General features: G+C 68.6%; 24 protein-coding genes. 17 read left to right on the top strand and 7 right to left on the bottom strand.

Features of this window, described 5'->3' with window-relative positions; all coding sequences use genetic code 11:
* The first annotated feature begins 225 nt into the window (after nt 1-225).
* The 7 genes from FFS20_RS10670 (at nt 226) to FFS20_RS10640 (ending at nt 7,598) form a co-directional block, all read left to right on the top strand.
* Nucleotides 226-1,533 (top strand): CPBP family intramembrane glutamic endopeptidase, encoded by a 1,308-nt coding sequence (locus FFS20_RS10670; RefSeq protein WP_249356794.1) that lies wholly within the window; start codon nt 226-228, stop codon nt 1,531-1,533.
* 68 nt (nt 1,534-1,601) lie between these two features.
* Complete coding sequence (locus FFS20_RS10665; protein ID WP_137825826.1) at nt 1,602-2,099, top strand: DoxX family protein; 498 nt, start codon at nt 1,602-1,604, stop codon at nt 2,097-2,099.
* Nucleotides 2,096-2,743: a GrpB family protein gene (locus FFS20_RS10660; protein ID WP_249356793.1), complete on the top strand. Its 648-nt coding sequence runs from the start codon at nt 2,096-2,098 to the stop codon at nt 2,741-2,743. The genes FFS20_RS10665 and FFS20_RS10660 overlap by 4 nt, the downstream gene beginning before the upstream one ends.
* A gap of 106 nt (nt 2,744-2,849) precedes the next feature.
* Complete coding sequence (locus tag FFS20_RS10655; protein ID WP_137825825.1) at nt 2,850-3,416, top strand: isochorismatase family protein; 567 nt, start codon at nt 2,850-2,852, stop codon at nt 3,414-3,416.
* Nucleotides 3,417-3,512: 96 nt separating this feature from the next.
* A complete protein-coding gene (locus FFS20_RS10650; RefSeq protein ID WP_137825824.1) occupies nt 3,513-5,750 on the top strand; it encodes an MMPL family transporter in 2,238 nt (745 codons plus the stop codon).
* Nucleotides 5,751-5,784: 34 nt separating this feature from the next.
* Nucleotides 5,785-6,981 carry a sensor histidine kinase gene (locus FFS20_RS10645; protein WP_249356792.1) on the top strand — a complete coding sequence of 399 codons (1,197 nt, stop codon included), beginning with the start codon at nt 5,785-5,787 and terminating at the stop codon, nt 6,979-6,981.
* Complete coding sequence (locus FFS20_RS10640; RefSeq protein WP_137825823.1) at nt 6,978-7,598, top strand: response regulator transcription factor; 621 nt, start codon at nt 6,978-6,980, stop codon at nt 7,596-7,598. The genes FFS20_RS10645 and FFS20_RS10640 overlap by 4 nt, the downstream gene beginning before the upstream one ends.
* A gap of 31 nt (nt 7,599-7,629) precedes the next feature.
* On the opposite strand, the gene FFS20_RS10635 is transcribed toward FFS20_RS10640, so the two are convergent.
* Complete coding sequence (locus FFS20_RS10635) at nt 7,630-8,262, bottom strand: DJ-1/PfpI family protein (protein ID WP_137825822.1); 633 nt, start codon at nt 8,260-8,262, stop codon at nt 7,630-7,632.
* Between the two features lie 64 nt (nt 8,263-8,326).
* On the opposite strand from FFS20_RS10635, the gene FFS20_RS10630 reads away from it, so the two are divergent.
* Nucleotides 8,327-9,874: a PQQ-binding-like beta-propeller repeat protein gene (locus FFS20_RS10630; RefSeq protein WP_137825821.1), complete on the top strand. Its 1,548-nt coding sequence runs from the start codon at nt 8,327-8,329 to the stop codon at nt 9,872-9,874.
* 32 nt (nt 9,875-9,906) lie between these two features.
* Here FFS20_RS10630 and FFS20_RS10625 read toward each other — a convergent pair whose 3' ends face one another.
* Both FFS20_RS10625 and FFS20_RS10620 read right to left on the bottom strand, forming a co-directional pair.
* Nucleotides 9,907-10,479 carry an SRPBCC domain-containing protein gene (locus FFS20_RS10625; protein ID WP_137825820.1) on the bottom strand — a complete coding sequence of 191 codons (573 nt, stop codon included), beginning with the start codon at nt 10,477-10,479 and terminating at the stop codon, nt 9,907-9,909.
* Nucleotides 10,480-10,493: 14 nt separating this feature from the next.
* Nucleotides 10,494-10,757 carry a hypothetical protein gene (locus FFS20_RS10620; protein WP_137825819.1) on the bottom strand — a complete coding sequence of 88 codons (264 nt, stop codon included), beginning with the start codon at nt 10,755-10,757 and terminating at the stop codon, nt 10,494-10,496.
* Nucleotides 10,758-10,952: 195 nt separating this feature from the next.
* Between FFS20_RS10620 and FFS20_RS10615 the strand changes: the two genes are divergently transcribed.
* From FFS20_RS10615 to gap, 3 genes are all read left to right on the top strand, one after another.
* On the top strand, nt 10,953-13,049 hold the full coding sequence (locus FFS20_RS10615) for a serine hydrolase (protein ID WP_137825818.1): 2,097 nt from the start codon (nt 10,953-10,955) through the stop codon (nt 13,047-13,049).
* 141 nt (nt 13,050-13,190) lie between these two features.
* Nucleotides 13,191-14,222 carry a DJ-1/PfpI family protein gene (locus FFS20_RS10610; RefSeq protein WP_137825817.1) on the top strand — a complete coding sequence of 344 codons (1,032 nt, stop codon included), beginning with the start codon at nt 13,191-13,193 and terminating at the stop codon, nt 14,220-14,222.
* A 169-nt stretch (nt 14,223-14,391) separates the two neighbouring features.
* Nucleotides 14,392-15,390: a type I glyceraldehyde-3-phosphate dehydrogenase gene (gene gap / locus FFS20_RS10605; protein ID WP_137825816.1), complete on the top strand. Its 999-nt coding sequence runs from the start codon at nt 14,392-14,394 to the stop codon at nt 15,388-15,390.
* Between the two features lie 122 nt (nt 15,391-15,512).
* Here the strand turns inward: gap and FFS20_RS10600 are convergent, their stop codons facing one another.
* Nucleotides 15,513-15,830, bottom strand: a complete 318-nt coding sequence (locus tag FFS20_RS10600) for an XRE family transcriptional regulator (RefSeq protein WP_137825815.1) — start codon at nt 15,828-15,830, stop codon at nt 15,513-15,515.
* 242 nt (nt 15,831-16,072) lie between these two features.
* Between FFS20_RS10600 and FFS20_RS10595 the strand changes: the two genes are divergently transcribed.
* Nucleotides 16,073-16,918, top strand: a complete 846-nt coding sequence (locus tag FFS20_RS10595; protein WP_137825814.1) for a hypothetical protein — start codon at nt 16,073-16,075, stop codon at nt 16,916-16,918.
* 3 nt (nt 16,919-16,921) lie between these two features.
* On the opposite strand, the gene FFS20_RS10590 is transcribed toward FFS20_RS10595, so the two are convergent.
* Nucleotides 16,922-18,853, bottom strand: coding sequence for a sugar phosphate isomerase/epimerase and 4-hydroxyphenylpyruvate domain-containing protein (locus tag FFS20_RS10590; RefSeq protein ID WP_137825813.1), 1,932 nt, complete (start codon nt 18,851-18,853; stop codon nt 16,922-16,924).
* Nucleotides 18,850-20,211, bottom strand: coding sequence for an MFS transporter (locus tag FFS20_RS10585; RefSeq protein WP_137825812.1), 1,362 nt, complete (start codon nt 20,209-20,211; stop codon nt 18,850-18,852). Before FFS20_RS10585 ends, FFS20_RS10590 begins: the two co-directional genes overlap by 4 nt.
* Before the next feature lie 152 nt (nt 20,212-20,363).
* Between FFS20_RS10585 and FFS20_RS10580 the strand changes: the two genes are divergently transcribed.
* Together FFS20_RS10580 and FFS20_RS10575 are read left to right on the top strand one after the other, a co-directional pair.
* Nucleotides 20,364-21,089 carry an IclR family transcriptional regulator gene (locus FFS20_RS10580; protein WP_249356791.1) on the top strand — a complete coding sequence of 242 codons (726 nt, stop codon included), beginning with the start codon at nt 20,364-20,366 and terminating at the stop codon, nt 21,087-21,089.
* Between the two features lie 2 nt (nt 21,090-21,091).
* Nucleotides 21,092-21,955 carry a shikimate dehydrogenase gene (locus FFS20_RS10575; RefSeq protein ID WP_137825810.1) on the top strand — a complete coding sequence of 288 codons (864 nt, stop codon included), beginning with the start codon at nt 21,092-21,094 and terminating at the stop codon, nt 21,953-21,955.
* A gap of 6 nt (nt 21,956-21,961) precedes the next feature.
* Here FFS20_RS10575 and FFS20_RS10570 read toward each other — a convergent pair whose 3' ends face one another.
* The gene (locus FFS20_RS10570; protein ID WP_232623710.1) at nt 21,962-22,552 is read right to left on the bottom strand and encodes a VTT domain-containing protein; all 591 of its coding nucleotides are present in this window, start codon (nt 22,550-22,552) and stop codon (nt 21,962-21,964) included.
* A 402-nt stretch (nt 22,553-22,954) separates the two neighbouring features.
* On the opposite strand from FFS20_RS10570, the gene FFS20_RS18115 reads away from it, so the two are divergent.
* From FFS20_RS18115 to FFS20_RS10555, 3 genes are read left to right on the top strand one after another with little or no spacing between them, the layout of a single operon-like run.
* Complete coding sequence (locus tag FFS20_RS18115) at nt 22,955-23,437, top strand: hypothetical protein (protein ID WP_181365615.1); 483 nt, start codon at nt 22,955-22,957, stop codon at nt 23,435-23,437.
* Nucleotides 23,361-24,866 (top strand): sensor histidine kinase, encoded by a 1,506-nt coding sequence (locus FFS20_RS10560; protein WP_249356790.1) that lies wholly within the window; start codon nt 23,361-23,363, stop codon nt 24,864-24,866. The genes FFS20_RS18115 and FFS20_RS10560 overlap by 77 nt, the downstream gene beginning before the upstream one ends.
* Nucleotides 24,863-25,522 (top strand): response regulator transcription factor, encoded by a 660-nt coding sequence (locus FFS20_RS10555; protein ID WP_137825808.1) that lies wholly within the window; start codon nt 24,863-24,865, stop codon nt 25,520-25,522. The genes FFS20_RS10560 and FFS20_RS10555 overlap by 4 nt, the downstream gene beginning before the upstream one ends.
* The last annotated feature ends 106 nt before the right edge of the window (nt 25,523-25,628 follow it).

Genomic DNA, 25,628 nt, shown 5'->3' with positions numbered 1-25,628 from the left:
GGGTGGGGAGACCTGTCGTCGCTGGGCCGGAAGATGGGTCGGTCGCGGGACGGGGAGCCGGGTCGGTCGCGGGACGGAGGGAGAGATCATCCGCGTGCGGGAGGCTCAGCCGTCCGGGCGGTCGTACATTGGAGGGACGAGCACGGAAGGCCGGCACTGCACGGAGAACACCGGAGCGCCGGAGCGGTGAGAACCGGCACTGAGAGCACCGGAGCGGAGGAGATCATGGGTCGAGCGATCGAGCATCACGAGTCATCGGCCACGAGGCCTGGCGAGAACTGGCGCACGGACGACGACGCTCCCACGGACGAGAACGGGCGCACGCACGACGCTGAGCGCCGGTTCGACGACCGGAGGCGTCCGCTCGACATCGTGCCCGCACGCGTCCCGTGGCCGGCCGTCGGAGTCTTCGTCCTCGTCGCGGGCAGTCTGGCCTGGGTGGCCTGCCTGCCGCTGTGGCTCTCCGGCAAGGGGCTGAGCGATCCAGTCCTTGTGCAGCTGTGTGGGATGGCGATGATGTTCACGCCGTTGCTCGCCACCATCGCCGCACTGATCGTCCAGCGCAGGCGTCACCCCAAGACCCGGGTTCGCCCCAAGACCGAACCCAATCTCCACACTGAACCCCACCCCGAGGCACCCACCGGCGCCCGCCCCGAGGCACCAACCGGCTCTCACCCCGCGGCGCCCGCCGGCACGGATTCCGAAGCCACGGACCCCGACACCTCCGCGGTCGGAGCCGGCCGCCTGGCGAGCATCCCGCGCTATCTCGGTCTCTGGCCGCTCTACCCGGTCGGTCGAGTCCTCGGCATGAGCGGTCTCGCCGTGATCGGCATCTACGCGATCGTCATGGCCGGCTACCTCGTCGCCGCGGCATTCGGCTGGATGGACATCGACCTGCTCGGGCTCTCGGGCTACCGGCTGGCGCAGCAGGCGATTCCGGGGATCAGCACGCTGCCGATCGTCGCCTCCGTGGCCGTCTACCTCCTCCTCATCGTCGTCAACACCGGCGCGAACGTGCTCTTCGCCTTCGGAGAGGAGGTGGGCTGGCGCGGCTGGCTCATCACGAGCCTCCGCCCGCTCGGCACCTGGCCGGCGCTGATCATCATCGGCGTCGTGTGGGGGCTGTGGCACGCCCCGCTCATCCTGCTCGGCTACAACTTCGCCCGGCCCGACCTCCTCGGCCTGGCACTCATGGTCGGCGGGTGCGTCATGGTCGGCATCCTGCTCGGTTGGCTGAGGCTGCGCACAGGATCCGTATGGCCCGCGGTCACCGCCCACGCCGCCCTCAACGCCTCGGCGGGAATGCTGCTGGGTCTCGTCATCGACGCGAGCTCACCGACCCCCGACCCGGCGCTCGTCACGACCCTCGGGGTCGCCGGGTGGATTTTCATCGCCGTCGTCATCATCGTCCTGCTTGCCACCGGGCAGTTCCGTGAGTCGCGGTTCCCCGGCATCAAGCCGCCTCGCCGGAATGATCCCGTGAAGTCCCAGGTCGCCGAGGCGGCCGACCCTCGAGGCTCCCAGATGCGGTAAGCGTTGAGCGGGGGCCGGGGTTCCTATAGGCTCGGAATCCGAAAACCGCTGACGAGAGGAAGAAGCCCATGGCACTTGGATCATCGCTGCTGCGCACCGTGGGACGCATGGCTACCGCACCGATCTTCATCATCGGCGGATACTCCGCGCTGACGAATCCGGGAGGCCGCGTCGAGATGGCCGCACCGACGCTCGATAAGATCCGCGAGTACGTTCCCGCCCTGCCTGAGGACAACGAACTCCTCGTGCGCATCAACGGCGGCATCCAACTCGCCGCCGGCACGACCCTGCTGCTCGGCATCAAACCGCGCCTGTCCGCGCTCGCCCTCGCCGGCTCCCTCATCCCGACGACGATCGCCGGGCACGCTTTCTGGGAGGAGGACGAACCCCAGGCGACCGCGCAGAAGATGCAGTTCGCGAAGAACCTCGCCGCCCTCGGCGGCCTCATGCTCATCGTCGGTGCCGACGACCCGCACAAGGCGATCGAGAGGGCCGCCGACAAGGCCGGTCGCAAGGGTGAGAAGCGCGGCTACCGTGAGGCCAAAGAGGCGCTGAAGCAGAAGTGACCGCGGAGCGCCCCGACTCCGATCCGACCTTCGTCTCACCCGCTGCGGTCGTCACCTTCGACGACATCGAGGACCCGCAGCTGTGGATGAAGCCGGGCCGGCGGGCCGACATCGCCATCGTCGACCACGACGAGGCCTGGGCTGATGACTTCGCGCGTCTGGCCGCGATGATCAGAGGCGCCCTGGGGGACACGGGGCTCGCGCTCCAGCACGTCGGGTCGACCTCGGTGCCGGGGCTCGCGGCGAAGCCGGTCATCGACATCGACGTCCTCGTCGCCGACCCGAGCGACGAGGACGCCTACCGCCCGGCGCTCGCCGCCGTCGGCTACGACTTGACCGTCCGCGAGCCGGCCTGGTACGAGCACCGAGTCTTCCGCCACGAGGACGCCGACGGCACACTGCGTTTGCCGCACTCGAACCTCCATGTCTTCGGTCCGCACTGCCCGGAGTTCGCCCGGCACCGGATCTTCCGGGATCACCTCACCCGCGATGCCGCCGACCGGCAGCGCTATGCCGAGGCCAAGCGCGGTGCCGCCGCCGAGGCGAACGCAGCGGGGGAGACGATGATGGACTACAACGCCCGCAAGCAGGCGGTCATCCGCGACATCTACGCCCGTGCGTTCGCCGCCGCGGGCCTCACTTGAGACTCCAGCCCGCGCCCGGCCCGGACACGAGTCCGTCGAACCGCGCGAGAGACCTCGATCCGAGCCGACCCCTGGCATTCTCACGCAGAGCGCCTATGCTCGAAGCATGGCGAAGGCACTTCTCATCGTCGACGTGCAGAACGACTTCACCGAGGGCGGAGCGCTCGCGGTGACCGGCGGGGACGCCGTCGCGTCCGGAATCTCCGACTACCTGGGCGCGCATGCCGGGGACTACGACGCGATCGTCGCCTCCCGGGACTGGCATGACGGCGACGGCGACAACGGCGGCCACTTCGCCGCTGCTCCCGATTTCGTCGACTCCTGGCCCGTCCACTGCGTGGCCGGCACCACCGGTGCCGAGTTCGATCCTCTCCTCGACACGAGCGCGGTCACCCACGCCGTCCGCAAGGGCCAGGGTGTGCCCGCCTATTCCGCATTCGAGGGGACGACGGAGACCGGGGACAGCCTCGGCGAGCTTCTCACCAGCCTCGATGTCGCCGAGGTCGACGTCGTCGGCATCGCCACCGATCACTGCGTGCGCGCCACGGTCCTCGACGGACTCGCCGCGGGACTGCGCGTCCGCGTGCTCGATGACCTCATCGCCGGTGTCGGCACCGAGTCGAGTGCGGCCGCGCTCGCGGAGATGAAGGCCGCCGGCGCGACCCTCGACTGAACCGCCGGCCCACGCTCCTCTCCCCATCGAAAGTTGCAGACGAAGTCTCAACTCTCTTCCGATGTGCCCGGCCAGGGAAATTGATGTGCTGGAGGCATGAAGAATTCCCTTGCAGCCATCGGCACCGCCCTCGTGTCGAAACGCGGCGCGTGGATCGTCCTCGGCGCCGTCCTCGTCCTCGTCACCCTCCTCTTCGGACTCCTCTCCGGGTCCGGGGAGGACCGCCCCATGGAGTCGGCCCCACCGGATTCGGAGTCGAGTCAGGTCGCCGACACCCTCGCGAAGTTCCCCGACGCCGATGAGCAGACCGTCATGGTCGTCGCCTCCCGCACCGACGGGCAGGCCCTGAGCACCGCCGACGAGTCGGACCTGACGGACTTGGGCGGTCGCCTCAGTCAGCCGGACGCCGAGGTCAGCGGTCCGGTGACGAGCGACGACGGGGAGGCGACACTGCTCATGGTGCCCATCACCGTGGGCCTGACGAACTCGGAGACCGCCGACACCGTCGACGCACTGCGGGCGACGATCGCCGGCGACGCCGGGGCCCAGCAGCTCGAAGCCTCCGGTGTCTCCCTCCTCGTCACCGGCGGCCCGGCGATCGGGGCCGACATCGCCTCGGCGTTCAACGGGGCCGACTTCACGCTGCTCATCGTCACGGTCGTCATCGTCGCCCTCCTCCTCATCATCACCTACCGCTCACCGATCCTCTGGCTGCTTCCGCTCGTCGTCATCGGCACCGCCGACGGGCTCGCCTCGACGGTGACCGCGGCGCTCGGCGATGCCTTCGACCTCCAGTTCGATGCCGGCATCATCAGCGTCCTCGTCTTCGGTGCCGGCGCCAACTACGCGCTCCTCCTCATCTCCCGGTACCGCGAGGAGCTCGCCCTCGTCGCCGACCACCGGGTCGCGCTCGCCGCGGCTTGGCGGCACACCGTCGGCACGATCCTCGCCTCGAACCTCACCGTCGTCCTCTCCCTGCTCAGCCTCGTCTTCGCCGTCATCCCCGGCACCCGCGGGCTCGGCATCACCGCAGCCGCCGGTCTCCTCATCGCCGCAGCCGCCGTGCTCATCGCCCTGCCCCCGGTGCTCGCGATCTGCGGCACACGGGTGTTCTGGCCGTTCGTGCCCACGGTCGACGGCAGCGCCACCGGTGCCACCCCCACCGAGGCGGCCGCCGCCTCCACCCCCATCGAGGCGACCGCCACCGCCCGAACGACCGCCTCGGCGCGACCGTCGCTCTGGCGTCGGATCGCCACGTGGGTCGTGCGCCGGCCCGGCCGCCACCTCGGCGCCGGCATCGCCGTGCTCGCGATCATGGCGACCGGACTGCTCGGCACAACGGTGGGTCTCGACCAGGAGGAGAAGTTCCGGGTCCAGTCGGAGTCGGCACAGGGCCTCTCGGTGCTGGGGGAGCACTTCCCGCCCGGGGAGTCCCAGCCGATCTGGGTCGTCGCCGACGCCGACCGCGCCGCCGACGTCGTCGACTCCGTCAGCGGGATCGACGGAGTCGTGCGCGCCGTGCCCGTCGCGGAGACGACGATCGACGGCGAGCCGACGGCGAAGATCATGGTCACCGGCGAATACGCCCCCGACAGCCCCGCCGGTCTCGACCTCGTCGAGACGATCCGCGCCGACGTCCACGCGATCGCCGGAGCCGACGCCGAGGTGGGCGGTGCCGCCGCCACGGAACTCGACGCCCGGGACGGCAACGCCCAGGACTTCCGCACGGTCGTCCCGCTCATCCTTCTCATCAGCGTCGTCATCCTCCTCGGGGTGCTCCGGGCGCCGCTCGTCGCCCTCACCCTCCTCGTCGTCAACATCGCTTCGACTGCCGCGGCGATCGGTCTCGGCGCGGCCCTGAGCCGGGTGATCTTCGGGCAGGCGGCGATCGACGCACAGGTGCCGATCCTCGCGTTCCTCTTCCTCGTCGCCCTCGGCATCGACTACTCGATCTTCCTCTCCCACCGGGCGAAGAAGGAATCCGAGGTCCACGGTGCGCGCCGGGGCATCATCGCCGCCGTCGCCCACACCGGCGGGGTCATCACGAGTGCGGGCATCGTCCTGGCCGGGGTGTTCGCGGCTCTCGGCATGCTGCCGCTCATGGTGCTCGGGCAGCTCGGGCTCATCGTCGGCGTCGGGGTCCTCGTCGACACCGTGGTTGTGCGCACGATCATCGTGCCCGCGATCTTCGGGCTGGCCGGCAGCCGGATCTGGTGGCCGAATCGCAAGATCGCCCGCGCCGAGGCGGTCGCGGAGTCCGCGGCCCCCGCGCGGTCACGTGGGGGTTCGGTCGCGGTCGAGGAGCCCCGGGTCGAGGTCGTCGATGCCCGGTGACGGCTATCCTGACGGGGAGAGGGAAGGGGGCGGTGTGAGCTCACACGGATGGACCGTGCGGACGATGGAGATCGGTCAGCACGCGATCGCCCTCGTCCTCACTGTGATCTCGGCCGTCCGCGCGGCCGTCGTCGGTGCTCCGGTGGCCGCGGTCATCGCCGTCAGCCTCGTCTTCCTCGCGTGGTACGTCCTCGGGGCGGTGCGGGCGGCGCGCAGCGAGGCGGTCGTGCTCGCGCGGTGGTGGCTGCTCGTCCTCGCCGCGATCTGGCTCGTCGCGCTCATCGTCTCCGCCGAGTTCATCTGGGTCGCCTTCCTCCTCTGGCTGCTCGCCGGGCACCTCTTCTCACTGCGCCTCGCCGTGGTCTTCACCGCGCTGACCTACCTCGCGACGATCGCCGCGCCCCTGCTCCACCACGGTACGGTGGGCACCGCGAGCGTCATCGGCTCCCTCATCGGGGCGGTGTTCGCCCTCGGCTTGTCCCGCGGGTACATCGAACTGCTGCGGGAGGGACGGCGCCGGGAGGAGCTCATCCGCTCACTCGAGGCCGCCCACCGCAGCCTCGTCGACCTCCAGGACGAACTCGCCCTCACCCAGCGTCACGCCGGTGAGCTGCGGGAGCGCACCCGGATCTCGCGCGACGTCCATGACACCGTGGCGCAGGAGATCTCCTCGATCCGGCTCATCGCCCACGCCGAGGCGGAGCGGACGACCGATCCGCACGCGCGGCAGGTGCTGCGACAGGTCGAGGATCTTGCGGCGGAGGGATCGCGGGACATCCGGCGGATCATCGCCGAGCTCACTCCGGCCGAACTCGAGGACGGGGCCCTGCCGGCGGCGCTGCGCCGCCTGCTCACCCGGCTCGAGGAGGAGACCGCGATGACGACCGGGCTCGCAGTCGACGAGACGATCACCGCGCTGCCCGCCGAGGTGGAGGTGGCGCTGCTGCGCACCGCCCAGTCTGCTCTCGCCAACGTCCGTCAGCACGCGCAGGCGTCGCGGGTCAATGTCAGCCTCATCGACTCCGAGGGCACGATCCGCATGGACATCGTCGACAACGGGGTCGGGGTCGACGCCGGTGATTCGCGCACCCGAGGCTCGGAGTCGGGGTTCGGGCTCGACTTCATCGCCGCGCGGATGCGCGAACTCGGTGGGGACCTCGTCATCGAGACGAGTCCCGGTGCCGGGTTCGCGATCTCGGCGACCGTGCCGCTGAGAGGGGTGAGCCGATGACGATCCGCGTGATCCTCGTCGACGACCATCCGGTCGTGCGTGCCGGCCTGCGCGCGGTCATCGACGCCCCCGAGCACATCGAGGTCGTCGGGGAGGCCGGGAACGGCGCCGAGGCGCTCGCCCTCGCCGCGAGCAGCGCCCCGGACGTCGTCGTCTGCGATCTGCGGTTGGGAGACGGCGTCGACGGAATCGCCGTGACGACGCAGCTGCGGGCCCTGCCGCACCCGCCGGCCGTGCTCATCCTCACGACCTTCGACCATGACGCGGAGATCGTCGCCGCGCTGCGCGCCGGTGCCGCCGGGTACCTCCTCAAGGACATCGAACCGGCGCAGATCACCGTCGCGATCGAGCAGGCGGCCCAGGGGCAGACGTACCTGCCGCCGGAGATCAGTGCGAAGGCGATCGCACAGATGCGCAATCCGGGACCCCAGCTGACCCGGCGCGAACTCGAAGTCGTCAAGCTTCTGGCGACGGGGGCGTCGAACGCGCAGATCGCACAGGAGCTCTTCGTCACCGAGGCGACCGTGAAGAGCCACCTCGTCAACGTCTTCGCCAAGCTCGGCGTCGACTCCCGGGCGCGGGCGATCCGCGTCGCCGAGGACTCAGGGCTCGTCTAGCGCCCTGCGCCGCCTCGACGGGCGGTGTCTCCTACCGCCCAAGACCGTAGTGCTCGGCGAAGGGATCCCAGTCCGGGTCGGAGTGGACCTCGAGCTCGACGTACCGGGCGGCCTCGGCAGCCGCCTCGGCGCCGGAGAGCTGCGCGATGAGGGCAGCCGTCATGTCCATGCCCGCCGCCACCCCCGACGACGTCCAGCGGTCACGGTCCTCGACCCAGCGGGCGTGCGGCACCCAGGTGACGTCCTCGCCCTGCGATGACGCCCACGCGAAGGCCACCTTGTTCGACGTCGCCCGATACCCGTCGAGGAGACCGGCGGCGGCGAGCACAGCGGACCCGGTGCACACCGAGGTGACCAGCGGTGAGGCGCGAGCCCACTTGGACAGGCGGGCGAGGAACTCGGGATCGGTGACGAGCCGCCGGGTGCCGTTCCCGCCTGGAACGAGGACGATGTCGGGTGAGGGCGCCGCGGACAGCGACTGAGTGGCGACCACCTCGGCGCCCTGACTGCTGCGGACCGGCCCGACCTCGGGGGCGATGTACGTGATCCGGTAGTCCTCGGGCAGCACGCTGAACAGTTCGACGGGACCGAAGACGTCGAGGAGTTCGAAGCCGTCGAAGAGGAGGATGCCCACGCTGCGCGATGTCGGTGCCTCGGTGCTCATGGGCCCATCGTAGCGGCGAGGGGTGACACGAATGGCGAGACTACAGGTGACCTATGATCTGTCCATGACCTCACCGACGCGCCGCCCCGTCCTCGCCCTCGTCGCCGTGGCGCTGCTGCTCGCCGGCTGCACCCCGGGCCGACCGAGTGCCGATCCCGCGCCGACGCCGACGACCACACCTGAACTCGCCGAGCCGATCGAGCTCGACTACCCGGCCGCGCTCGTCGTCGACGATGGAGTCGGTCGGGCACTCGTCACCGACTGGACCGCGCAGAAGCTGAGGGCCATCGATGCGCAGGGCACCGAGCTGTGGAGCATGGACGCCGTCATCGACGACGAACGCGGGGGCGCCGAGGCGTACTCGGCCGGCGACTCCGTCATCGTCCACGACTACACGGGGACGACGACTGCCTACGCATGGGCCGACGGCAGTGAGCAGTGGTCGTATGCGATCCCCGGAGATGCCCGGTCCTGCCACCGTCCCGAGTCGTTCGGCTCCCAGACCACGGGAGTCAGCCCCCACCTCGGCGAGGGTGACCTCCTGCTCCTCACCTACCTCGGCGTCGCTGACGAACCCGGGTGCACACCGACGAGCGAGGACGGCAGCGTCGCGGTCATCGCACTCGACCCGACCACGGGAAAGGAGGCGTGGCCGGCGCTGTCGACGGGACCCAAGGCCCGGATGTTCGGAGGCATCGAGGTCAACATCTCACCCGATCGCACCGTCGGGTACCTCTCGTTCGCCGACGGGCAGGCATCGGCCAGCGCCGACGGGGAGGACTCGGTGCTCTCGCGGATCGACCTGAGCACCGGAGCCAACGCCACGGTGTCCCTCGACCAATTGCGGAAGTTCGACGACTCCGGCGCGGACTCCTACGACGTCTACCCGACCTCCGACCCGGAGGCGCTCATCTACGTCTACGGCGCCGAGGACCCCGACGATCCCTTCAGCTCGATGATCACGCGCGCCGCTGATCTCACGGTGTCCGAGGGGCTCGAACCCACCGACGGCACCGTGCTCCAGGTCGGCGAGGGCGCCGCGGCGGCGGCGAAGACCGACACGACCGATCCCGTCTGCGCGGCCGATCTCCGGTTCACCGCCGCCGGCCAGCCGACGTGCGTGGAGACCGAGCTCTTCGCCTCGGCGATCAAGTACCAGGGTTCGGAGGGCGGACCGCAGGGGTGGTTCGCCGATGCGCCGGAGACCGCGCTCGACGTCGTCGGACTGCCCGGCGCACCGCAGTCGGTGCCCGTCGACGCCGGTGAGCGGGCGCTCGTCGTCGTGCCTGGACTCGACACGAGCGTCTTGGCCCTCGACGCGGCGACCGGAGAGACGGCGTGGACAGCGGGTGCCGCGGCGCCCCGTGCCCCCGTGTCCGCGACTGCGGAGACTGTCGACTCCGGCCCCACGTGGGGCGGTCAGGGCGTGCTTCCCGAGCTCGGACTCGTCGTCGTCACGGATGCGCAGACGACGAGCTTCTATGATGCCGCGACGGGCAGGACGATGTCCGAGCACCCGGCGCCCGAATTCGCGACCTTGACGTCGGGTTCACGGTTCGCCCTGGTCAGCGGTGACCGGTCGACGACGATGTGGGCCGTCGTCGACCGGTAGGAATCCCGCCGAGGCGGTCGAACCGGTGGCGCTCAGCCGTCCCCGCGCTCGAGGAGGCGATCGACGGTCGCGCACAGCGGCCAGAACTGCGACGACGGCAGGGGAGTGCCGGCCAGGGACGCCTCGAAGAAGGAGAGATGGGCGATCCATCCGGTGCGGTAGGAGTCGATGAGATCGCCGAGTCCGGCATGGCGCAGCACGAGCACCGATGGCGCGTCCGCGGCGGAAGTGTTTGCCTCGGCGGCGCCTACCTCGGCGGTGCTCGCCTCGGCATCCCGCGGAGCGGGGCCGCGGTCGGTCGGAGGCAGTTCGGCCGTCACGGAGACCGCGACGCGGCTCGTCGGCTCGTCGGGAAACGACCACGTCAGCTCGGCGCTGTGACCGTCGACGGCGAGGACCTCGGAGCGGCAGAGATAGCTGTCGTCGTGGTCGATGATGATCTCGCCGCCGACGCGGCTGTCGAAGGTCAGGGGACGGCCGAGCCATTCGCTCATCGTCTCGATGTTCTGCAGGTGCGCCCACACCGTCTCCGGTGACGCGGGCAGCTCCCAGGCGATGGTGAGGGTGTCGGCTGAACTGTCGGCGCTGAGTTCTCTGAGCGGCATGTGCGGTGAGCTCCTCACGTCATCGTCGACTTCCTTCTGCCCATGAGACTAGCGGATGCGTGCGCCCGGTGCGGAGCCTCAGCGCCCGCGCTGCCGGTGCGGTCCGACTCGCGGGCTGCGCTCCCGGTGCGGTTCGACTCGCCGGTGTGGTCGGCCATGCCGGTCGGGACGCGAATGCGGACGACCGTGACCTGAACGACCGTGGCCTGAACGACCGTGACTTGGACGGCCGTGACCTGGACGACCGTGACCCCGACGACCATGACCTGAACGACCATGACTTGAACACCGGATGGCCGATGGTTGTAAGTTGAATAACTGCAGAGTAACCACAGACTGAGTCCCGCCTGGTGACAGGGGTACAGGCGCCGAGGCGGGGCGCGGATGAGCGCACCTGGACACCGGAAAGACTGTTGTCGTCCATGTGCGACAGGTAGGCTCAACCGTGCACAAGACGACTGACGGAGGCAGAGATGGCGGATATGAAGAAGGTGCTCCACAGCCTGACTCATAATCCCGCAACCCGTCGCATCGGGGCTCTGTCCGGCAACACCAAGGGGATCGACACGGACAGGGACAGCGCTGCCGACAGCGCCGACGGAACCGACTCCCCGAACGATTCCCAAGAGTCCCGGCGCACAGGCGATGACCGCCTCGGCGAGGGTCCGGCGGCGCCCGGCGGCGGTGATGCAGGCGGTGGTACCACCGGCACCGGTGCCGCATCATCGGGCGGCGGCTCCGGCGCCGACGGGGACAGCAGCTCCGGCTCTGGCACCGGCGGCTCCGGCGCCGGCAATTCCGACTCCGGAGGCGGCCAGTCACCGGACGACACCGGCGCGGACAATGACGATGCGGGCCCGAATCGGCCGGCGCTGCCGCACGTCGGGGAGCTCACCTCGGCGAGCGAGGACGCGATCGTCGATCCCTCCGAGGCGATCCTCGAGAGCATCGACCTCGACTCCTGGAAGTGGCCGGAGTACTTCGCGTTCGCGCTCACCCGGATGGAGGAGATCTTTCCCAGCGCCGGGATCCCTCGCGGCATCGGGCCGGTGCGCGAATACGTCACCCAGGAGCACGACTTCCGGTCGCTGAGCATCGACGCGAAGAAGTGGGCGGCAGCCGACGATGAGGGCTGGTCGACCGTCGGCGACGTCCTCGAGGGCACGTACACGGACGCCTGGCTCGTCACCCGCGGCGGCGTCGCCATCGCCGAGGAGTACGCGTGGCCGATGAAGCCGGCAAGGCGCCACATGCTCTTCTCCGTCTCCAAGTCGATCGTCTCGATCGTCGTCGGCGCGCTCGCTGACGCGGGCCTGCTCAGCGTCGACGACCTCGTCACCACCCACATCCCCGCCCTGTCCGAGAGCGGCTACGCCGGTGCCACGGTCCGCGACCTCCTCGACATGCGCTCGGGCGTGAAGTTCTCCGAGGAGTACCTGACGAAGGGCTCGGAGATCCGCGCACTGTTCGAGGCCGTCGATTTCGCGCCGCGGACGCCCTCCTCGGCGAACGGCATCAAGGCCTTCCTCACCGGGCTGACGAAGGAGCGCGAACACGGCTCGTCCTTCGTCTACCGCAGCTGTGAGACCGACGTGCTCGCCTGGATCTGCGAGAACGTCGTCGGCCGCCCCTTCGCCGTCGTGGCCAGCGAATTCGTGTGGTCGCGCGTCGGAGCGGCCCACGCCGCCCAGGTCTGCCAGGACCGCTGGGGCGGGTCGATCGCCGACGGCGCGATCAGCACGACCCTGCGCGACCTCGCACGCTTCGGCGAGATGATCGCCCGCGGCGGGGTCACCGTCGACGGCACGCGCGTGGTCTCGCAGGCCTGGATCGACGACATCTTCTCAGGCGGCCCTGACTCGACGCAGGTCTTCGCGGACTCCGCGTCCGCCCAGTCCTACCCCGGCGGGATGTATCGCAGCCAGTTCTGGGTTCCCTCGGCCAGCCGCGACGTCGTCATCGGCATCGGCATCCACGGTCAGATGCTCTACATCGACCGGGCCACGCAGACCGTGGGCGTCAAGCTCGCCCACGACCCCGAACCGGTCAGCCTCGCCGCCCAGCACGGAACCTTGGCGATGTTCGAGGCGATCACCGAGGCGGTGCCCCTCGACGTCGTCCCGCCGACGCCGACCGCGGCGACCGGCCAACCCGTCCACACCCGCCCGCTGACCGACGGGTTCGGTGCGGCGGTCGGTGGGGCCACAGTCGGTGCACCAGCCGCCGAGGCGGGTCCCGCAACGCCTCCGACTGCTCCCGGCAGTGCTCCCGCCGGCGCACCGGCGACCTCGGTGCCGGGCGCCGATCCCGATGTGCCGGGTGGTGCGGCGGTACCGGCCGCGGAGGTCCACGCCGCCGAGGTCCCACGCCCGGCTGCGCCTGGGACTGCTGAGGGGACTCCGAAGCCCGGAACCGGCGGGCCGGCAGGCCCGGCGACCTCGGGTGCGCCTGCCGGCAACGGCGCGGCGGGAACGGCAGCGGGCCTGCTCGCCGGCAACGGCAATGCCGCTGCCGGAGGCGTCGGCGTCGCCGCCGTGCCGGGCATCATTCCCGGCGGTTACGCGTACTGACAGCCCTCACGGCGCAGTGCCGTCCGGACCCGAGCGAAGTCGGGCGCGACCCGACAGGGGCCGGAGGGATCCCGAGCGGAGTCGGGCGGCTCCCGCGCGAGACTATACGAAGCCTCCCGCGTGCCTAGACTGGGGGACACGATGACTGCCGACGCCCTCTCTTCTCCTCAGCGCCGCCCCAGTGCGGCCGCGCCCCACCGGATCGCGATCCTCGCCCTCGAGGGGGTCTCCGCGATGGACCTCGGCGTGCCCGTGCAGGTCTTCGGTGCCGAGTCGAACACTCCGTCCACGGCGACCGGTCACGCGGCGACCATGGCAGGGGAGTGGCCGTACTCGGTGACCGTGTGCGGGGTCGACGACGGCACTGTCACCGGCGCCGATGGTCTGGCCTACGCGATCGATCGGGGGCTCGACGCGCTCACCGAGGCGGACACGATCCTCATCCCGGGCGCCGCCTCGGTGGTCGACGGGGAACCGCCCGCGGCCGTCGTCGGTGCCCTCCTGTCGGCGTTCGAACGCGGGGCCCGCATCGCCGCACTGTCGACGGGCACCTTCGTCCTCGCTCGCACCGGGCTGCTCTCCGGGCGGCGGGCGACGACGCACTGGTCGACGGCCCAGGCGCTCGCCCGCCGGTACCCGACGATCGACGTCGACGAGAATGTCCTCTTCATCGACGAAGGGCAGCTGCTCACCTCGGCGGGGGCCGCCTCGGCGATCGATCTGTGCCTCCACCTCATCCGACGTGATCACGGAGTCGGATTGTCGAACCAGGTGGCCAGGCGGCTCGTCGCGGCCGCGTACCGGAGTGCCGGCCAGGCGCAGTATGTGCCGCGCAGCGTTCCGGAACCGCTCGGCGATGTCTTCGCCGACACCCGGCAGTGGGCGCTCCAGCACATCGGAGAGGAGCTCACGCTCGCCCAGCTCGCAGCGAACGCCGGAGTGTCGGTGCGCACGTTCTCCCGGCGATTCGTCGAGGACACCGGGTACACGCCGATGCAGTGGGTGCTCCGAGCGCGGGTCGACCTGGCCCGTGAGCTGCTGGAGAACAGCGACCTCGGCATCGAGCAGATCGCCGACCAGGTGGGGCTGGGCACCGGGGCCAACCTCCGGATGCACTTCCAGCGGATCCTCTCGATCTCCCCGAACGAATACCGGCACACGTTCTCCGGGTGAAGCACGAGGTGCCCTGGGTGCGCCGCGCGCACTGGCCGGATACTTTCGGTATCTGGCAATAAGTCTGGCAAGAACCTTTCGTAGACTGTCGCTCTGGCCACTGTTGGGACGCGTGAGGAATCGCCATCATGGTGGTGTAACGGTTATCAGACCCTCCCAAGGAGTGACATTGACTCGCATCGCCATCAACGGATTCGGTCGCATCGGTCGCGCCACGCTGCGCGCGCTCAGCGAGCGCAACAGCGAGATCGACGTCGTCGCGATCAACGATCTCGGTGACCTCGAGGAGCTGGCCCGCCTGCTCAAGTTCGACACCACGCTTGGCCGCTTCCCCGGCACCGTCGAGGTCTCCGGCGACAGCATCGTCGTCAACGGGCATTCGATCCGCGTCTTCGCGGAGAAGGACCCGACCAAGCTGCCGTGGGGCGACCTCGACATCGACATCGTCCTCGAAGCCACCGGTCGGTTCACGAAGGCGGACAAGGCCCGTGCGCACCTCGACGCCGGAGCGAAGAAGGTCCTCGTCAGCGCCCCGTCGAAGGGTGCCGACGTGACCCTGGCCTACGGTGTGAACTCGGAGGCCTACTCGCCCGAGCACACGATCATCTCGAACGCCTCGTGCACGACGAACGCCCTGGCGCCGCTGGCGAAGGTCCTCGACGACCTCGCCGGCATCGAGCACGGCTTCATGACGACGGTACACGCGTACACCGGTGACCAGGTGCTCCAGGACGGCCCGCACAAGGATCCGCGCCGGGCGCGGGCGGCTGCGGCGAACATCATCCCGACCTCGACGGGCGCAGCGAAGGCGATCGGCCTCGTCCTCCCGCAGCTCGACGGGAAGCTCAGCGGTGACGCCATGCGCGTGCCGGTGCCCGTCGGCTCGATCGTCGAGCTCAACGCGACGGTGTCGAAGGACGTCACGCGCGACGAGGTGCTCGCCGCCTACCGTGCCGCCGCCGACGGTCCGCTCAACGGCATCCTCGACTACGAGGACGAGCCCGTCGTCTCGAGCGACATCGTCGGTCAGCCGGCGTCGTCGATCTTCGATGCCGAGCTCACCCGCGTCGACAACGGCCGCCAGGTCAAGGTCGTCGCGTGGTACGACAACGAGTGGGGATTCTCCAACCGCGTCGTCGACAACCTCGAGTTCATCGGCCGCGGCTGACTGAGGTCACCAGCCCAGGTCACCAGCGCAGAGTGGGGCGCTCCTCGATTCCGAGGGGCGCCCCACTCCGTCTGTGTCTGTGTCTGCCGTCGGGCCGGCGGTGACCGGGCTCGTCTCCGGGCTCAGACGTCGTCGGCGCCGGGGGTTCCGCCTTCGTTCTCCCAGCGCTCGACGGCGCGGACCTTGAGGCGGTTGAACTTCAGGCGCACACCGTAGCCGCCGTCGCTGTCGTCGGGGATGAAGCGCGCGCCGTAGTGCTCGAGGGCGAGGATGAGTCGCCGTTCCTGTTCCGCGGTGAGATCGTCGCGGCACTTCTCGTAGTCCTTGAGATCGGCCTTCTCGATCTCGGCCTGATCGGCCACATCCGTCGCCGAGACCTGACAGAGGATGCGCGCGGCGCGGGCGAGGGGGCCGTCGATGATGATCTCTTCGCTGCTCATGCCCTAACCCTGCCAGACGGATGCGGCGACTGCCAAGGCGACTGTCATCCCTGGTGAGACCGTCCGCGAGGCCATGAAGGCGCAGAAGCATCATACGCCAGTGAATTCATCACTCACTGGCGTTCGAATCATGCTGGATCATGTCGTGTCAGTGCCATCGCTTACCGTCGACGTCACCTTCCTGACCGCAGGGGTCAGGACCGACGCACCGCACCCGCGGTGCCTGACGGAAGGTCAGACCAATGGAGATCACGACCGACAGCGTCCGCCGACTGGTCGAGCACTGCCGACGGCTGGTCGATGCCGTGCCGGGGGAGAGACCGCCGATCGGCTATCCCGCCAGCCTCGCCCTCTGTCTCATCGACGCGATCTATGCGACCGGGTCCCATCCCACGGCGGTCGCGCACATCATCGCCCGGTACGTCGCCCGGCACGGGTGCGTCGACGGCGCGAAGTCCCTGCGCTATTCGATCGCTGCCGCAGGCGGATCGCGCGCATGGGCGGAGACCGTTGCCCACAATCTCAAACCCGCGAATACGCACCCCGGGGCACCGCTCAAGGCCGAGGTCGTCAACCGGGCGACCCGGCTCATGGCCGACCTCGACATCGAGACGGTCCCCGATCTGCTCTCCGCGGTCGCCGCGGATCCGACCGACAACGCCGTCATCAGGGCGTGGCGGACCCTGCCGAGCCAGAGCTCGGCCGTGACGTACTTCCACCTGCTCGCCCTGGCTGGGTCCGATCATCTCCAACCCGATCGCGCCGTCCTCCGGCACCTCACCGAGGTTGTCGCTGACGGTGATGCGCCCGATGTAGGCGATCTCGAGGCCTCCGGTGTCGGTGGCGGCGCTGTGCCTCCTGACGTCGGCGATTCTGTGGCACCCGATGGCGGCACTTCCCCGGTGGACGCGGAATCTCCGAACCGCGAGACCCTGCAGCCCGACGTGGCGCGAGAGCTCATCGCCGAGGCGGCGGGGCACCTCGGACTCGGCACCGGCGAGGTCGGGCGGCTCATCTGGCAGGTCGCGCACCGGAGGATCGTGTCGGTGACCGAGCTGCACGCGGTGCTCGCCGAGGCGAAGGCGTGAGGGTCAGAAATGAGAACTGAGACGATGCTGTGCCGCCAGGCGCACAGGCGCATTCGGAGCACCGAACCCTGAGTACGCGCCTGTTCGCTGCACCATCTCGAAGAACACGGCGCCAGTCGTCGACGTGTAGAAGTGCAGAAACTCGCCGTGTGCGTCGCGATCGTAGAGGACGTGATGGTCGCGCAAACGCGCGAGCAGGTCCGCAGGCAGATCGAAGCGTGCGTCCAGGTCGTCATAGTAGTTGTCAGGGATGACGAGGAAGTCCAGGCCGCGTGCTCTCGCGGTCGAGGCAGCATCGAAGATGTCATCGCAGGTGATCGCGATGTGTTCGGGGTGTTGGGCGGTCACGGTCGGCGAGAGGTCGCCGAGCTTCGATCCGGTGGTTGCCTGGGGTGCCACATTGAGCGGCAAGCGCACTGAGCCGTCAGCGCTCGACATGACCTGGGAGCGAACCAGGCCGGTGGGGCTCGGCACCTCCTGAGCGGTTTGGGCGCGGAGATCGAGGAGTGAGGAATAGAAGAGGACCGCCTCGTCGAAGTGCTGTGCGGGCTGCGAGAGGTTGATGTGATCGATCGCGGATCGGCGGTCGTCGAGCAGGGTGCCGAACTCTGCAGTCCACCCAGGGGTGTGTCCGCGGTCGGTCTGGAAGAAGACCTCAGACCCGTCGGGTGCGTAAACCCCGCGCAGGACGGCGTCATCGTGCGTCTGCTTCCTCGGCACTTCGGCGGCGAGCAGGAGAGCGGCGCGGTGCATGGCGGCTTCCGAATCACTGACGGAGAAGCCGATGCCGCGGAGGAACGTCGGCGCTTGACCGGTCGAGCTTCTGTCGATCTCGGAGACGATGATGCGCGCACTCCCGCGCTGCCACAGCTGGATGTGCGGTTTGCTTCGGTGGTACCCGGTGAAGCGGAAATCGAGCTGATGAAGCTGACGGGCGACCGCCCCGAGATCGGTCGTGGAGATCTCGGCGAAGTCCACTCCGTGCGGCTCGGCGACGTCGGGCAGCTGGCGCAGGTCAATCCGCTCGATCCGTCTCCGGTCCCGGGAGCAGTCGGCATCCTTGGGTCGGTATTGCTCCTCGACGGTCTCGGCTCCACGCGCTGGAGCGAAGGTGGCGGCGCGGATGTCCGCGGTCGTCGCTTCGAGCCACCGCAGCGAGCGCAGACCGTCGACGGCCGTGCGGTCGGTATCGGATTGCCGGAACGAATCATTGAACACCTCGAGCGACACCGGGCCGCGGTAACCGCTGTCGACCACCCGAGCGAGGAAGTCCGGGAGGTTCCAGGCACCTTCGCCGGGGAACACCCGGTGATGTCGTGACCAGCTGAGGACGTCCATGGTGAGTGCGGGGGCGTCGGCAAGCTGCAGGAAGAAGATCTTCTCGCCGGGAATCTCCGAGATGAGATCGAGGTCCGTGCCACGGGAGAGGATGTGGAAGCTGTCGAGGCAGGTACCGATGTGGGGATGGTCCGTTCGCTCCACGATCTGCCAGGCGTGGTCGTACTCGGAGACGAATCGCCCCCACGCAAGCGCTTCGTAGGCGACGTCGATATCGAATTGCGCGGCGAGGTCACCGAGGCGGCGCAGATGCCCCGCTGCGACGGTGTCGTCTGAGATCGTCGCTGTGCCGACGTTCGAACACAGCAGCATGGTGCCGATCCCCAAGCGTCGCATGAGCGTGAACTTCGCGTGTGCCCGGTCGAGATTGGCCGCGAACTGCTCCTCGTCGACGCCTTCGAAGTCTCGGAAGGGCTGGTAGAGGTCGAGGGAGATGCCGAGATCGCCGGCGAGTTCCCGGACCGCTTCCGGTGACAGGGGGCTGACGACGAGATCCTGTTCGAAGATCTCCACGCCGTCGAAACCTGCTCGACTCGCAGCCCGGAGCTTCTCCTCGAGAGTTCCGGACAGACAGACGGTGGCGATCGATGTTCTCACTTCTCCTCCTTCGTCCGGAACGGCGGTTCTGCTGAGATCACGGCCCGCGCTTCGTGCAGTTCATCGATGTCGGTCAGCGAGAGGTTCTTGGTCTCGCCGGCAGTGAACGCGACCAGGGCGACGAGAAGGCACACACCGGCTGTGACTGCGGCGACGGACACCCAGTTCTCTCCCGACGCGCCGGCGACAGCCGAGGCCAGCGCCGGTGCCAGGCCACCCGAGACAGCGAATCCGATCTGAGTGCCGAGGGCGAGGCCGGTGACGCGGACGGATGTCGGGAACATCTCCGCGTAGAACGACGGCCAGATGCCGTTGGCCATCGAGTAGAACCCTCCGGCCATGAGCGCGCCGGTGACGAAGATGAGTGTCCAGTTGCCGGCTGAGACGGCCCCGAGGTAGGGGAACATCATCAGCCCGGAGCACAGCGCACCGATGATGAACACAGGCTTGCGGCCGACGCGATCGGCGAGGGCAGACGCGACGGGAATCGCCAGGAGCGCGACCGCGTTGGCCGTCACCGACACGAGGAGCATCGTCGAGCGCTCAAGTCCCACGATCGACGTGGCGAACGACAGCGACCAGACAGTGAAGACCATATTCACGGTATTGACCATCGCACACGCCGCGACGCGCAGGACTGCGGCTTTGTGCCACGTGAACACCGCGCGCAGCGGAGGGCTGCTGGGCCGTGTCGCCTTGAACGCAGGCGGTTCCTCGAGGCCCCGGCGGATCAGCCAGGCAGTGAGGACGACGACAGCCGACAACCAGAACGGCACCCTCCATCCCCAGCTGAAGAGCTGGTCGTCGGGAAGGAGAGCGGTGAAGGGAATGAAGACCGCGGTAGCGAGGAGAGTGCCGAACTGCGTCCCATGCAGTGTCCATGCCGTCGTCCACGACCGTTTGGCCTCTGTCGCGTGTTCGAGGGAGACGGAGATGGCGCTCGCCTGCTCGCCCGACGCGGACAGTCCCTGAATGATGCGGCAGAGGACGAGCAGGATGGGGGCGAGAATGCCGACCTGGTCATAGGTCGGCAGACAGCCGACGACGAAAGTCGAGATTCCCATCATGAACAGCGTGAGCATGAGAACGAACTTGCGTCCGTAGCGGTCGCCGAGCGGACCCATGATGAGGGCGCCGAGTGGGCGCACGACGTAGGCGACGCCGACGGTGGCCATGGCCAGGAGGATTCTGATTCCCGGTTCGGTCGACTCGGGGAAGAAGAGGACATTGAGGACGAGGGCCGCCGCGGTCCCGTAGACCGCGAAGTCGTAGTACTCGAGCGCTGAACCAGTCCAACTGGACAGTGCCGCTCGCAATGGAGTCTTTGTCGGGCGAGCTTCGTCGATCGCGTGTGCCATGCTTCCTCGCATTGTTGTATTGCCACAATATGGCAGTTGCTGTTACATTGTGGATTACAGTGTGACCGAGGCGACACCGACTGTCAATGGCGCAGTCGTCAGCGCAGCAGACGAGGAGGGGCACGCCGATGCCGGCCAAAGGATCGAACTCTGTGACGAAGACGTTCGAGATGCTCGAACTACTCGGCGATTACTCCGACGGGATCAGTGCTGCGCGGGCCGCGGAGATCACGGGTTATCCGTTCAGCACCGCCTATCGACTTCTCGGGGGCCTCGTCGAATCCGGATACGCGTCGTTCGATGCGCACTCAAAGCTCTACACGCTCGGTATGGAGGTCTTCAGGCTCAGTCAGAAGGTCGCGCACCGTCGTGGACTCGACGGTGCCACGAAGGACCTTCTCCGCGACCTCACCGGTTCGACGGGCGAATCGAGCATTCTGTCCGTGCGACGGGGTGATGCGGCACTGACTGTGGTGACCGTCGACGGTCCCCAGTTCCGCACGACGACCGATCCCGGCGATCATTCGCCACTGCACACCTCGTCCCTGGGGCAGATCATGCTCGCCTACGATTCCGACCGTGATGGGTCCCTCGAGCGACTCGACCTCAGTGCTCGGACCTCGCGATCGATCACCGACCCCGGCGAACTGCGCCAGCGGCTCGACGAAGTGCGCTCACGCGGTTGGGCCGGGCAATCGGAGGAGAACGACATCGGCATGAACGCTGTTGCCGTCCCCGTCCTCGATCTCGACGGACGGCTGCTCGCGGCACTGGCGTTGGCCGCCCCGGTCTTTCGGCGCTCACTCGACGACCTTGTCGGGTTCACACCACAGCTCACGACCACTGCGGCTGCCATCGCCGCCCGACTCCCGAGGTGACCATGTCCCTGCCTGCCGCAACCCCAGTCCGCTCCCTCCTGCTCGGCCTCATCGGCGACGGCATCACCGCGTCGCGGACACCGCGCATGCACGAACTCGAAGGGGCTCGACTGGGGATTCCGACCATCTACCGTGCTATCGACACAGCCCAACCCGCCGTCGCCTCGGCGTCTCTCGAGGATCTCCTCACCGCGGCGATCCGCCTCGGATTCGACGGGCTCAACATCACCCACCCGTTCAAACAGGAGGTGATCAGTCTTCTCGATGAGGTGTCCGATGAGGCGCGGAGGATCGGGTCGGTCAACACCGTCGTCATCGACCGCGACCGTCGCACCCACGGCCACAACACCGATGTGACCGGTTTCGCCCGCGGATTCGATGCGGGCCTGGCGGGAGCCGACCGAAGGTGCGTCGTGCAGATCGGGGCCGGTGGTGCCGGGAGGGCGGTCGCCTTCGCGCTGGCAGCGGCGGGAGTCGGCGAACTCGTCATCGCCGATGTCAGCGAGGAGCGGGCGCGGGCTCTGGCCGCGGACATCGGCGACGCTGTGCGGGTCGTCGCCCTCGGTGAGATCGGGCCCGCTCTGTCGGACGCTGACGGACTGGTCAACGCCACCCCGGTGGGAATGCGAGCCCACCCAGGCAGTCCAGTGGACGCGGCACTGCTGCGGCCGGAGCTGTGGGTCGCCGATGTCGTCTACCTCCCGTTGGAGACTCAGCTCCTGAGGGACGCCCGGGCGATCGGCTGCCGCACTCTCGACGGGTCGGGCATGGCGGTGAATCAGGCTGTCGACGCCTTCGCACTGTTCAGCGGCACGACCGCAGACCCGCAGCGAATGCGGGAGACGTTCCTCAGCCTCGGGCCGTGAGCCGGCTCAGTCCTGCGACTTCGCCTTGCGGTTCTCCTTGATGACGGCGAAGACGAAGATGCCGGCGATGAGCGCCAAGGTCACCCACAGTGAGTACTTGTCGATGACGGAGAGCACGGAGACGGCCGCCTCGCCGAGCTGATAGCCGAGGATCGTCCAGATGAGCGTGAAGATCAGGCACCCGAGGAAGTCGGCGATGAGGAACAGCGACAGCCGCATCCTCGTCCATCCGGCGACGATGTAGACGAGGGTGCCCGGCACGCCGGGGCAGCGGGCGATCATCGTCATGAGGAAGAGCGCCCAACTGGGAATCGAGCGCAGGCGCTCGATGCGGGCCAGCTGGCGATCGTTCTGTGCGAAGAGACGGAGCACGCCGTCGGCCCACCGACGACCGGCGAGCCAGAACGCCCAGTTGAACTTCACCATCCCGACGAACCCGGCGACGATGACGAGCCACAGCGGGATCTCCCCGACGGCGGCATAGGCTCCGGCGGCGACGATCGCAGTCTTCGCGCCGTTGATGAACTCCTGGAGAACGGGTGCGTTGACGAGCATCCACGGCCGCAGCGGCAGCAGAGCGAGGTAGATGACGGGCACGCCGATGATGATGAAGAGGAGGATCTTGTCGAGCGGCTTGGCCTTGCCCTGCCACGGTGTGATCGCCGCCCACGGGTTCTCCTTGCGGGCGTCCTCAGCGTCCGGGGCCTGCGCCTCAGAAGTCCGTGCCTCCGACTCCTGCGTCTCGGATTCGGGAGTCGCCGCTGCCTGGGACCCTGCGGCGGGGTCGGGATCCGGTCGGGCGAGTTCGTCGTCGGGACGGCGTTCTTCGCTGATGGGGACTCCTCGGTGAGGCTCGATTCGGGGCGTTCTCAGTATCGCACGCCCGTCAGCTGCGCGCCTAAGGCCTGCGCGCCTGAGACGATGAACTCGGGCTGACTAAGAAGACTCTCATTGCCGATCGCTCGACAAAGCGCGTGCGCCTTCGGCAGGGTTGATGGTGTGGGGAAGCAATCGAGTGTGCTCAGCGCGGTCGTCACCGGACTCGTCGTCGTCCTGGCCGGTCTCGCGTTCATCATCGTGCGCAGCACCGGCCAGTCCGAGACCCCCGACCTCACCCCGATCCAGGTCTCGCCGAACTCTGCGGAGTCTGCTTCTCCCGGTGGTGCGGCAGCAGCCGAAGGCGACCCGGACACCTCCGCCGATGACGGCACTGGATCCCGCGGAGGCGCCGACAACGGTGGGAGCACCGCAGCCGGTGGCGACAATGCCGACCGCAGCGGCGCCGACGGCGGGGGCGGCAGTTCGGGCAGCAGCGGCACCGGCAGCGGCTCCGGACAGATCGAGCATTCGTACGAACCCGCTCCCAACCCGCCGCGCGAAGTCCCCGCAGACGGCGACGACGACGATGACGACGCCGGCGACGATGACGACGATGATGACGACGATGATGACGATGACGGCGGTGACGATGACGACGACTGATCGTCGCATCCGACTCACCGTCGAGAACCGACTGACGATCGCCGTCTCCGTCCTCTCCGTCCTCGCCCTGACGATCGTCGGCGTGGTGCTCTACTCCGTCGAGTCGAACAACGTCTCGAACCGGATCTCCGGGTCGATGAATCAGGAAGTCGCGGAGATGCGGTCGTTTGCGAAGACCGGCGTCGACCCCGAGACCGGTCAGCCGTTCACCTCGGTGGACCAGATGCTCAGCCAGTTCCTCGCCCAGAACCAGCCGGACTCCTACGAATCGCTCTTCGCCTACCTCAGCGACGGTCGCGTCCTCTACCAGGGCGAACCGGACACCCTCCTCGGCGGCTCTCAGGCTCTCGAGGACGCGGTGGCACGCGTTGCGGCCGACGGTGGGGAGATCGAACTGCAGCTCGAGGGCAATGACTACGAAGGCTACGTCCTCCCCGTCTCAGCGGTCGCCTCGGCGAACGACGCAGCAGGTGCCACGCCGCCGCCGACGAGCGAACACGGCTCCTTCGTCGTCGTCCACAACGTCACCGCCAGCCGCGCCGACCTCATCCAGTTCATGCAGATCTACGTCATCGTCGCGCTGCTGGCCGCCCTCATCATCTCCGGGATCTCCTCCGTGCTCGCCCGCCGCCTCCTCTCACCGGTGACCCAGCTGCGTCAGACCGCACAGTCGATCTCCGGCGGCGACCTGAGCAACCGGCTCGAGACGCGCGGCAGCGACGACATCGCCGAACTCGGACGCACCTTCAACGCGATGCTCGATCGGCTCGAATCCGCCTTCGAGACCCAGCGCCGCTTCCTCGACGACGTCGGCCACGAACTGCGCACCCCGCTGACGATCCTCAGCGGGCACCTCGAGACGATGAACTCCGAGGACGTCGCCGATGTCGACGAGACCCGTGCGCTCCTGCTCGATGAGACCGACAGGATGACGCGCCTCGTCGAGGAGCTCCTCGTCCTCGCCCGGTCACGCCGTCCCGACTTCGTCCGCCCCGAATCCGTCGACGTCTCCGCGCTCCTCCACGGGGTGCTCGCGAAGGCGACCGGGCTCGGACCCCGGAACTGGCAGGTCGAGATCACCGACCTCCCGGTCCTCACCGCCGACCGCCAGCGCCTGACCCAGGCGCTCCTCCAACTCGCCGCGAACGCCGTCGACCACACCGAGACCGGCCAGACGATCACGTTCGGTGCCTCCGAGGACGCCACCGCCGTCCACCTCTGGGTCCGCGACGACGGTGAGGGCGTGCCCGCCGAGATCGCCGACGAGATCTTCGACCGCTTCAACCGCGGCACCTCCGACGGCGACGGGTTCGGGCTCGGTCTCTCCATCGTCGAGGCGATAGCCCGCGCCCACGGTGGGACCGTCACCCTCGACCCCACCGAGGTGGGAGCCCAATTCCGTCTCACCCTGCCGAAAGGACGCCAGTGAAGAGAATCCTCGTCGTCGAAGACGAAGCGCGCATCTCCTCCTTCATCGCCAAGGGGCTCGGCGCCGCCGGCTTCAGCACGGAGATCGCCGCCGACGGTCTCACCGGACGCGACCTCGCGATCACCGGGGACTTCGACCTCCTCGTCCTCGACATCGGCCTGCCCCGACTCGACGGCTTCAGCGTCCTCGAGCAGCTGCGCGACCAGCGCCCCACGCTGCCCGTCCTCGTCCTCACCGCCCGCGACAACGCCGAGGACACGATCTACGCCCTCGAATCCGGGGCGGTGGACTACATGATCAAACCCTTCCGCTTCGGGGAGCTGCTCGCCCGGATCCGGCTGCGCCTCAAGGAGACCGTGCAGGAGGCGCCGACGACCGAGCTCGTGCGCGGGGACGTGCGCATCGACCTGCTCAGCCGGCAGGTCTGGGTGCGCGAGCGCGTCGTCGACCTCTCCGCCCGCGAACTCTCACTCGCGGAGATCCTGTTGAAGAACCGCGGCAACGTCCTCTCCCGCGAACAGCTCCTCTCCCATGTGTGGGGTTTCGACTTCGACCCCGGCTCCAACGTCGTCGACGTCTACGTCGGCTACCTGCGCAAGAAGCTCGGCTCCGACTTCGTCACCACCGTCCGAGGTTTCGGCTACCGCGTCGACTGATCGGCACCGCGGCACCACGCCGTACGCCGGAAACAAGGCACCTGACCTCAACGTTCGGCCTTTTCAGGCCTCCCACCTCGGCGAACGTTCCTAAGACGGTTCTCAT

This window comes from Brevibacterium sp. 2SA (genome assembly GCF_005502845.1).
Classification (GTDB): domain Bacteria; phylum Actinomycetota; class Actinomycetes; order Actinomycetales; family Brevibacteriaceae; genus Brevibacterium.
This window is presented reverse-complemented; position numbering and strand designations above follow the sequence as displayed.

What these genes read in the sequence shown, in the direction of transcription:
- FFS20_RS10670 (WP_249356794.1), top strand. Translation starts at nt 226, where the DNA reads ATGGGTCGAGCGATCGAGCATCACGAGTCATCGGCCACGAGGCCTGGC.
- FFS20_RS10665 (WP_137825826.1), top strand. Translation starts at nt 1,602, where the DNA reads ATGGCACTTGGATCATCGCTGCTGCGCACCGTGGGACGCATGGCTACC.
- FFS20_RS10655 (WP_137825825.1), top strand. Translation starts at nt 2,850, where the DNA reads ATGGCGAAGGCACTTCTCATCGTCGACGTGCAGAACGACTTCACCGAG.
- FFS20_RS10650 (WP_137825824.1), top strand. Translation starts at nt 3,513, where the DNA reads ATGAAGAATTCCCTTGCAGCCATCGGCACCGCCCTCGTGTCGAAACGC.
- FFS20_RS10640 (WP_137825823.1), top strand. Translation starts at nt 6,978, where the DNA reads ATGACGATCCGCGTGATCCTCGTCGACGACCATCCGGTCGTGCGTGCC.
- FFS20_RS10635 (WP_137825822.1), bottom strand. Translation starts at nt 8,262, where the DNA reads ATGAGCACCGAGGCACCGACATCGCGCAGCGTGGGCATCCTCCTCTTC.
- FFS20_RS10630 (WP_137825821.1), top strand. Translation starts at nt 8,327, where the DNA reads ATGACCTCACCGACGCGCCGCCCCGTCCTCGCCCTCGTCGCCGTGGCG.
- FFS20_RS10625 (WP_137825820.1), bottom strand. Translation starts at nt 10,479, where the DNA reads ATGCCGCTCAGAGAACTCAGCGCCGACAGTTCAGCCGACACCCTCACC.
- FFS20_RS10620 (WP_137825819.1), bottom strand. Translation starts at nt 10,757, where the DNA reads ATGGTCGTTCAGGTCATGGTCGTCGGGGTCACGGTCGTCCAGGTCACG.
- FFS20_RS10615 (WP_137825818.1), top strand. Translation starts at nt 10,953, where the DNA reads ATGGCGGATATGAAGAAGGTGCTCCACAGCCTGACTCATAATCCCGCA.
- FFS20_RS10610 (WP_137825817.1), top strand. Translation starts at nt 13,191, where the DNA reads ATGACTGCCGACGCCCTCTCTTCTCCTCAGCGCCGCCCCAGTGCGGCC.
- FFS20_RS10600 (WP_137825815.1), bottom strand. Translation starts at nt 15,830, where the DNA reads ATGAGCAGCGAAGAGATCATCATCGACGGCCCCCTCGCCCGCGCCGCG.
- FFS20_RS10595 (WP_137825814.1), top strand. Translation starts at nt 16,073, where the DNA reads ATGGAGATCACGACCGACAGCGTCCGCCGACTGGTCGAGCACTGCCGA.
- FFS20_RS10585 (WP_137825812.1), bottom strand. Translation starts at nt 20,211, where the DNA reads ATGGCACACGCGATCGACGAAGCTCGCCCGACAAAGACTCCATTGCGA.
- FFS20_RS10575 (WP_137825810.1), top strand. Translation starts at nt 21,092, where the DNA reads ATGTCCCTGCCTGCCGCAACCCCAGTCCGCTCCCTCCTGCTCGGCCTC.
- FFS20_RS10560 (WP_249356790.1), top strand. Translation starts at nt 23,361, where the DNA reads ATGACGACGCCGGCGACGATGACGACGATGATGACGACGATGATGACG.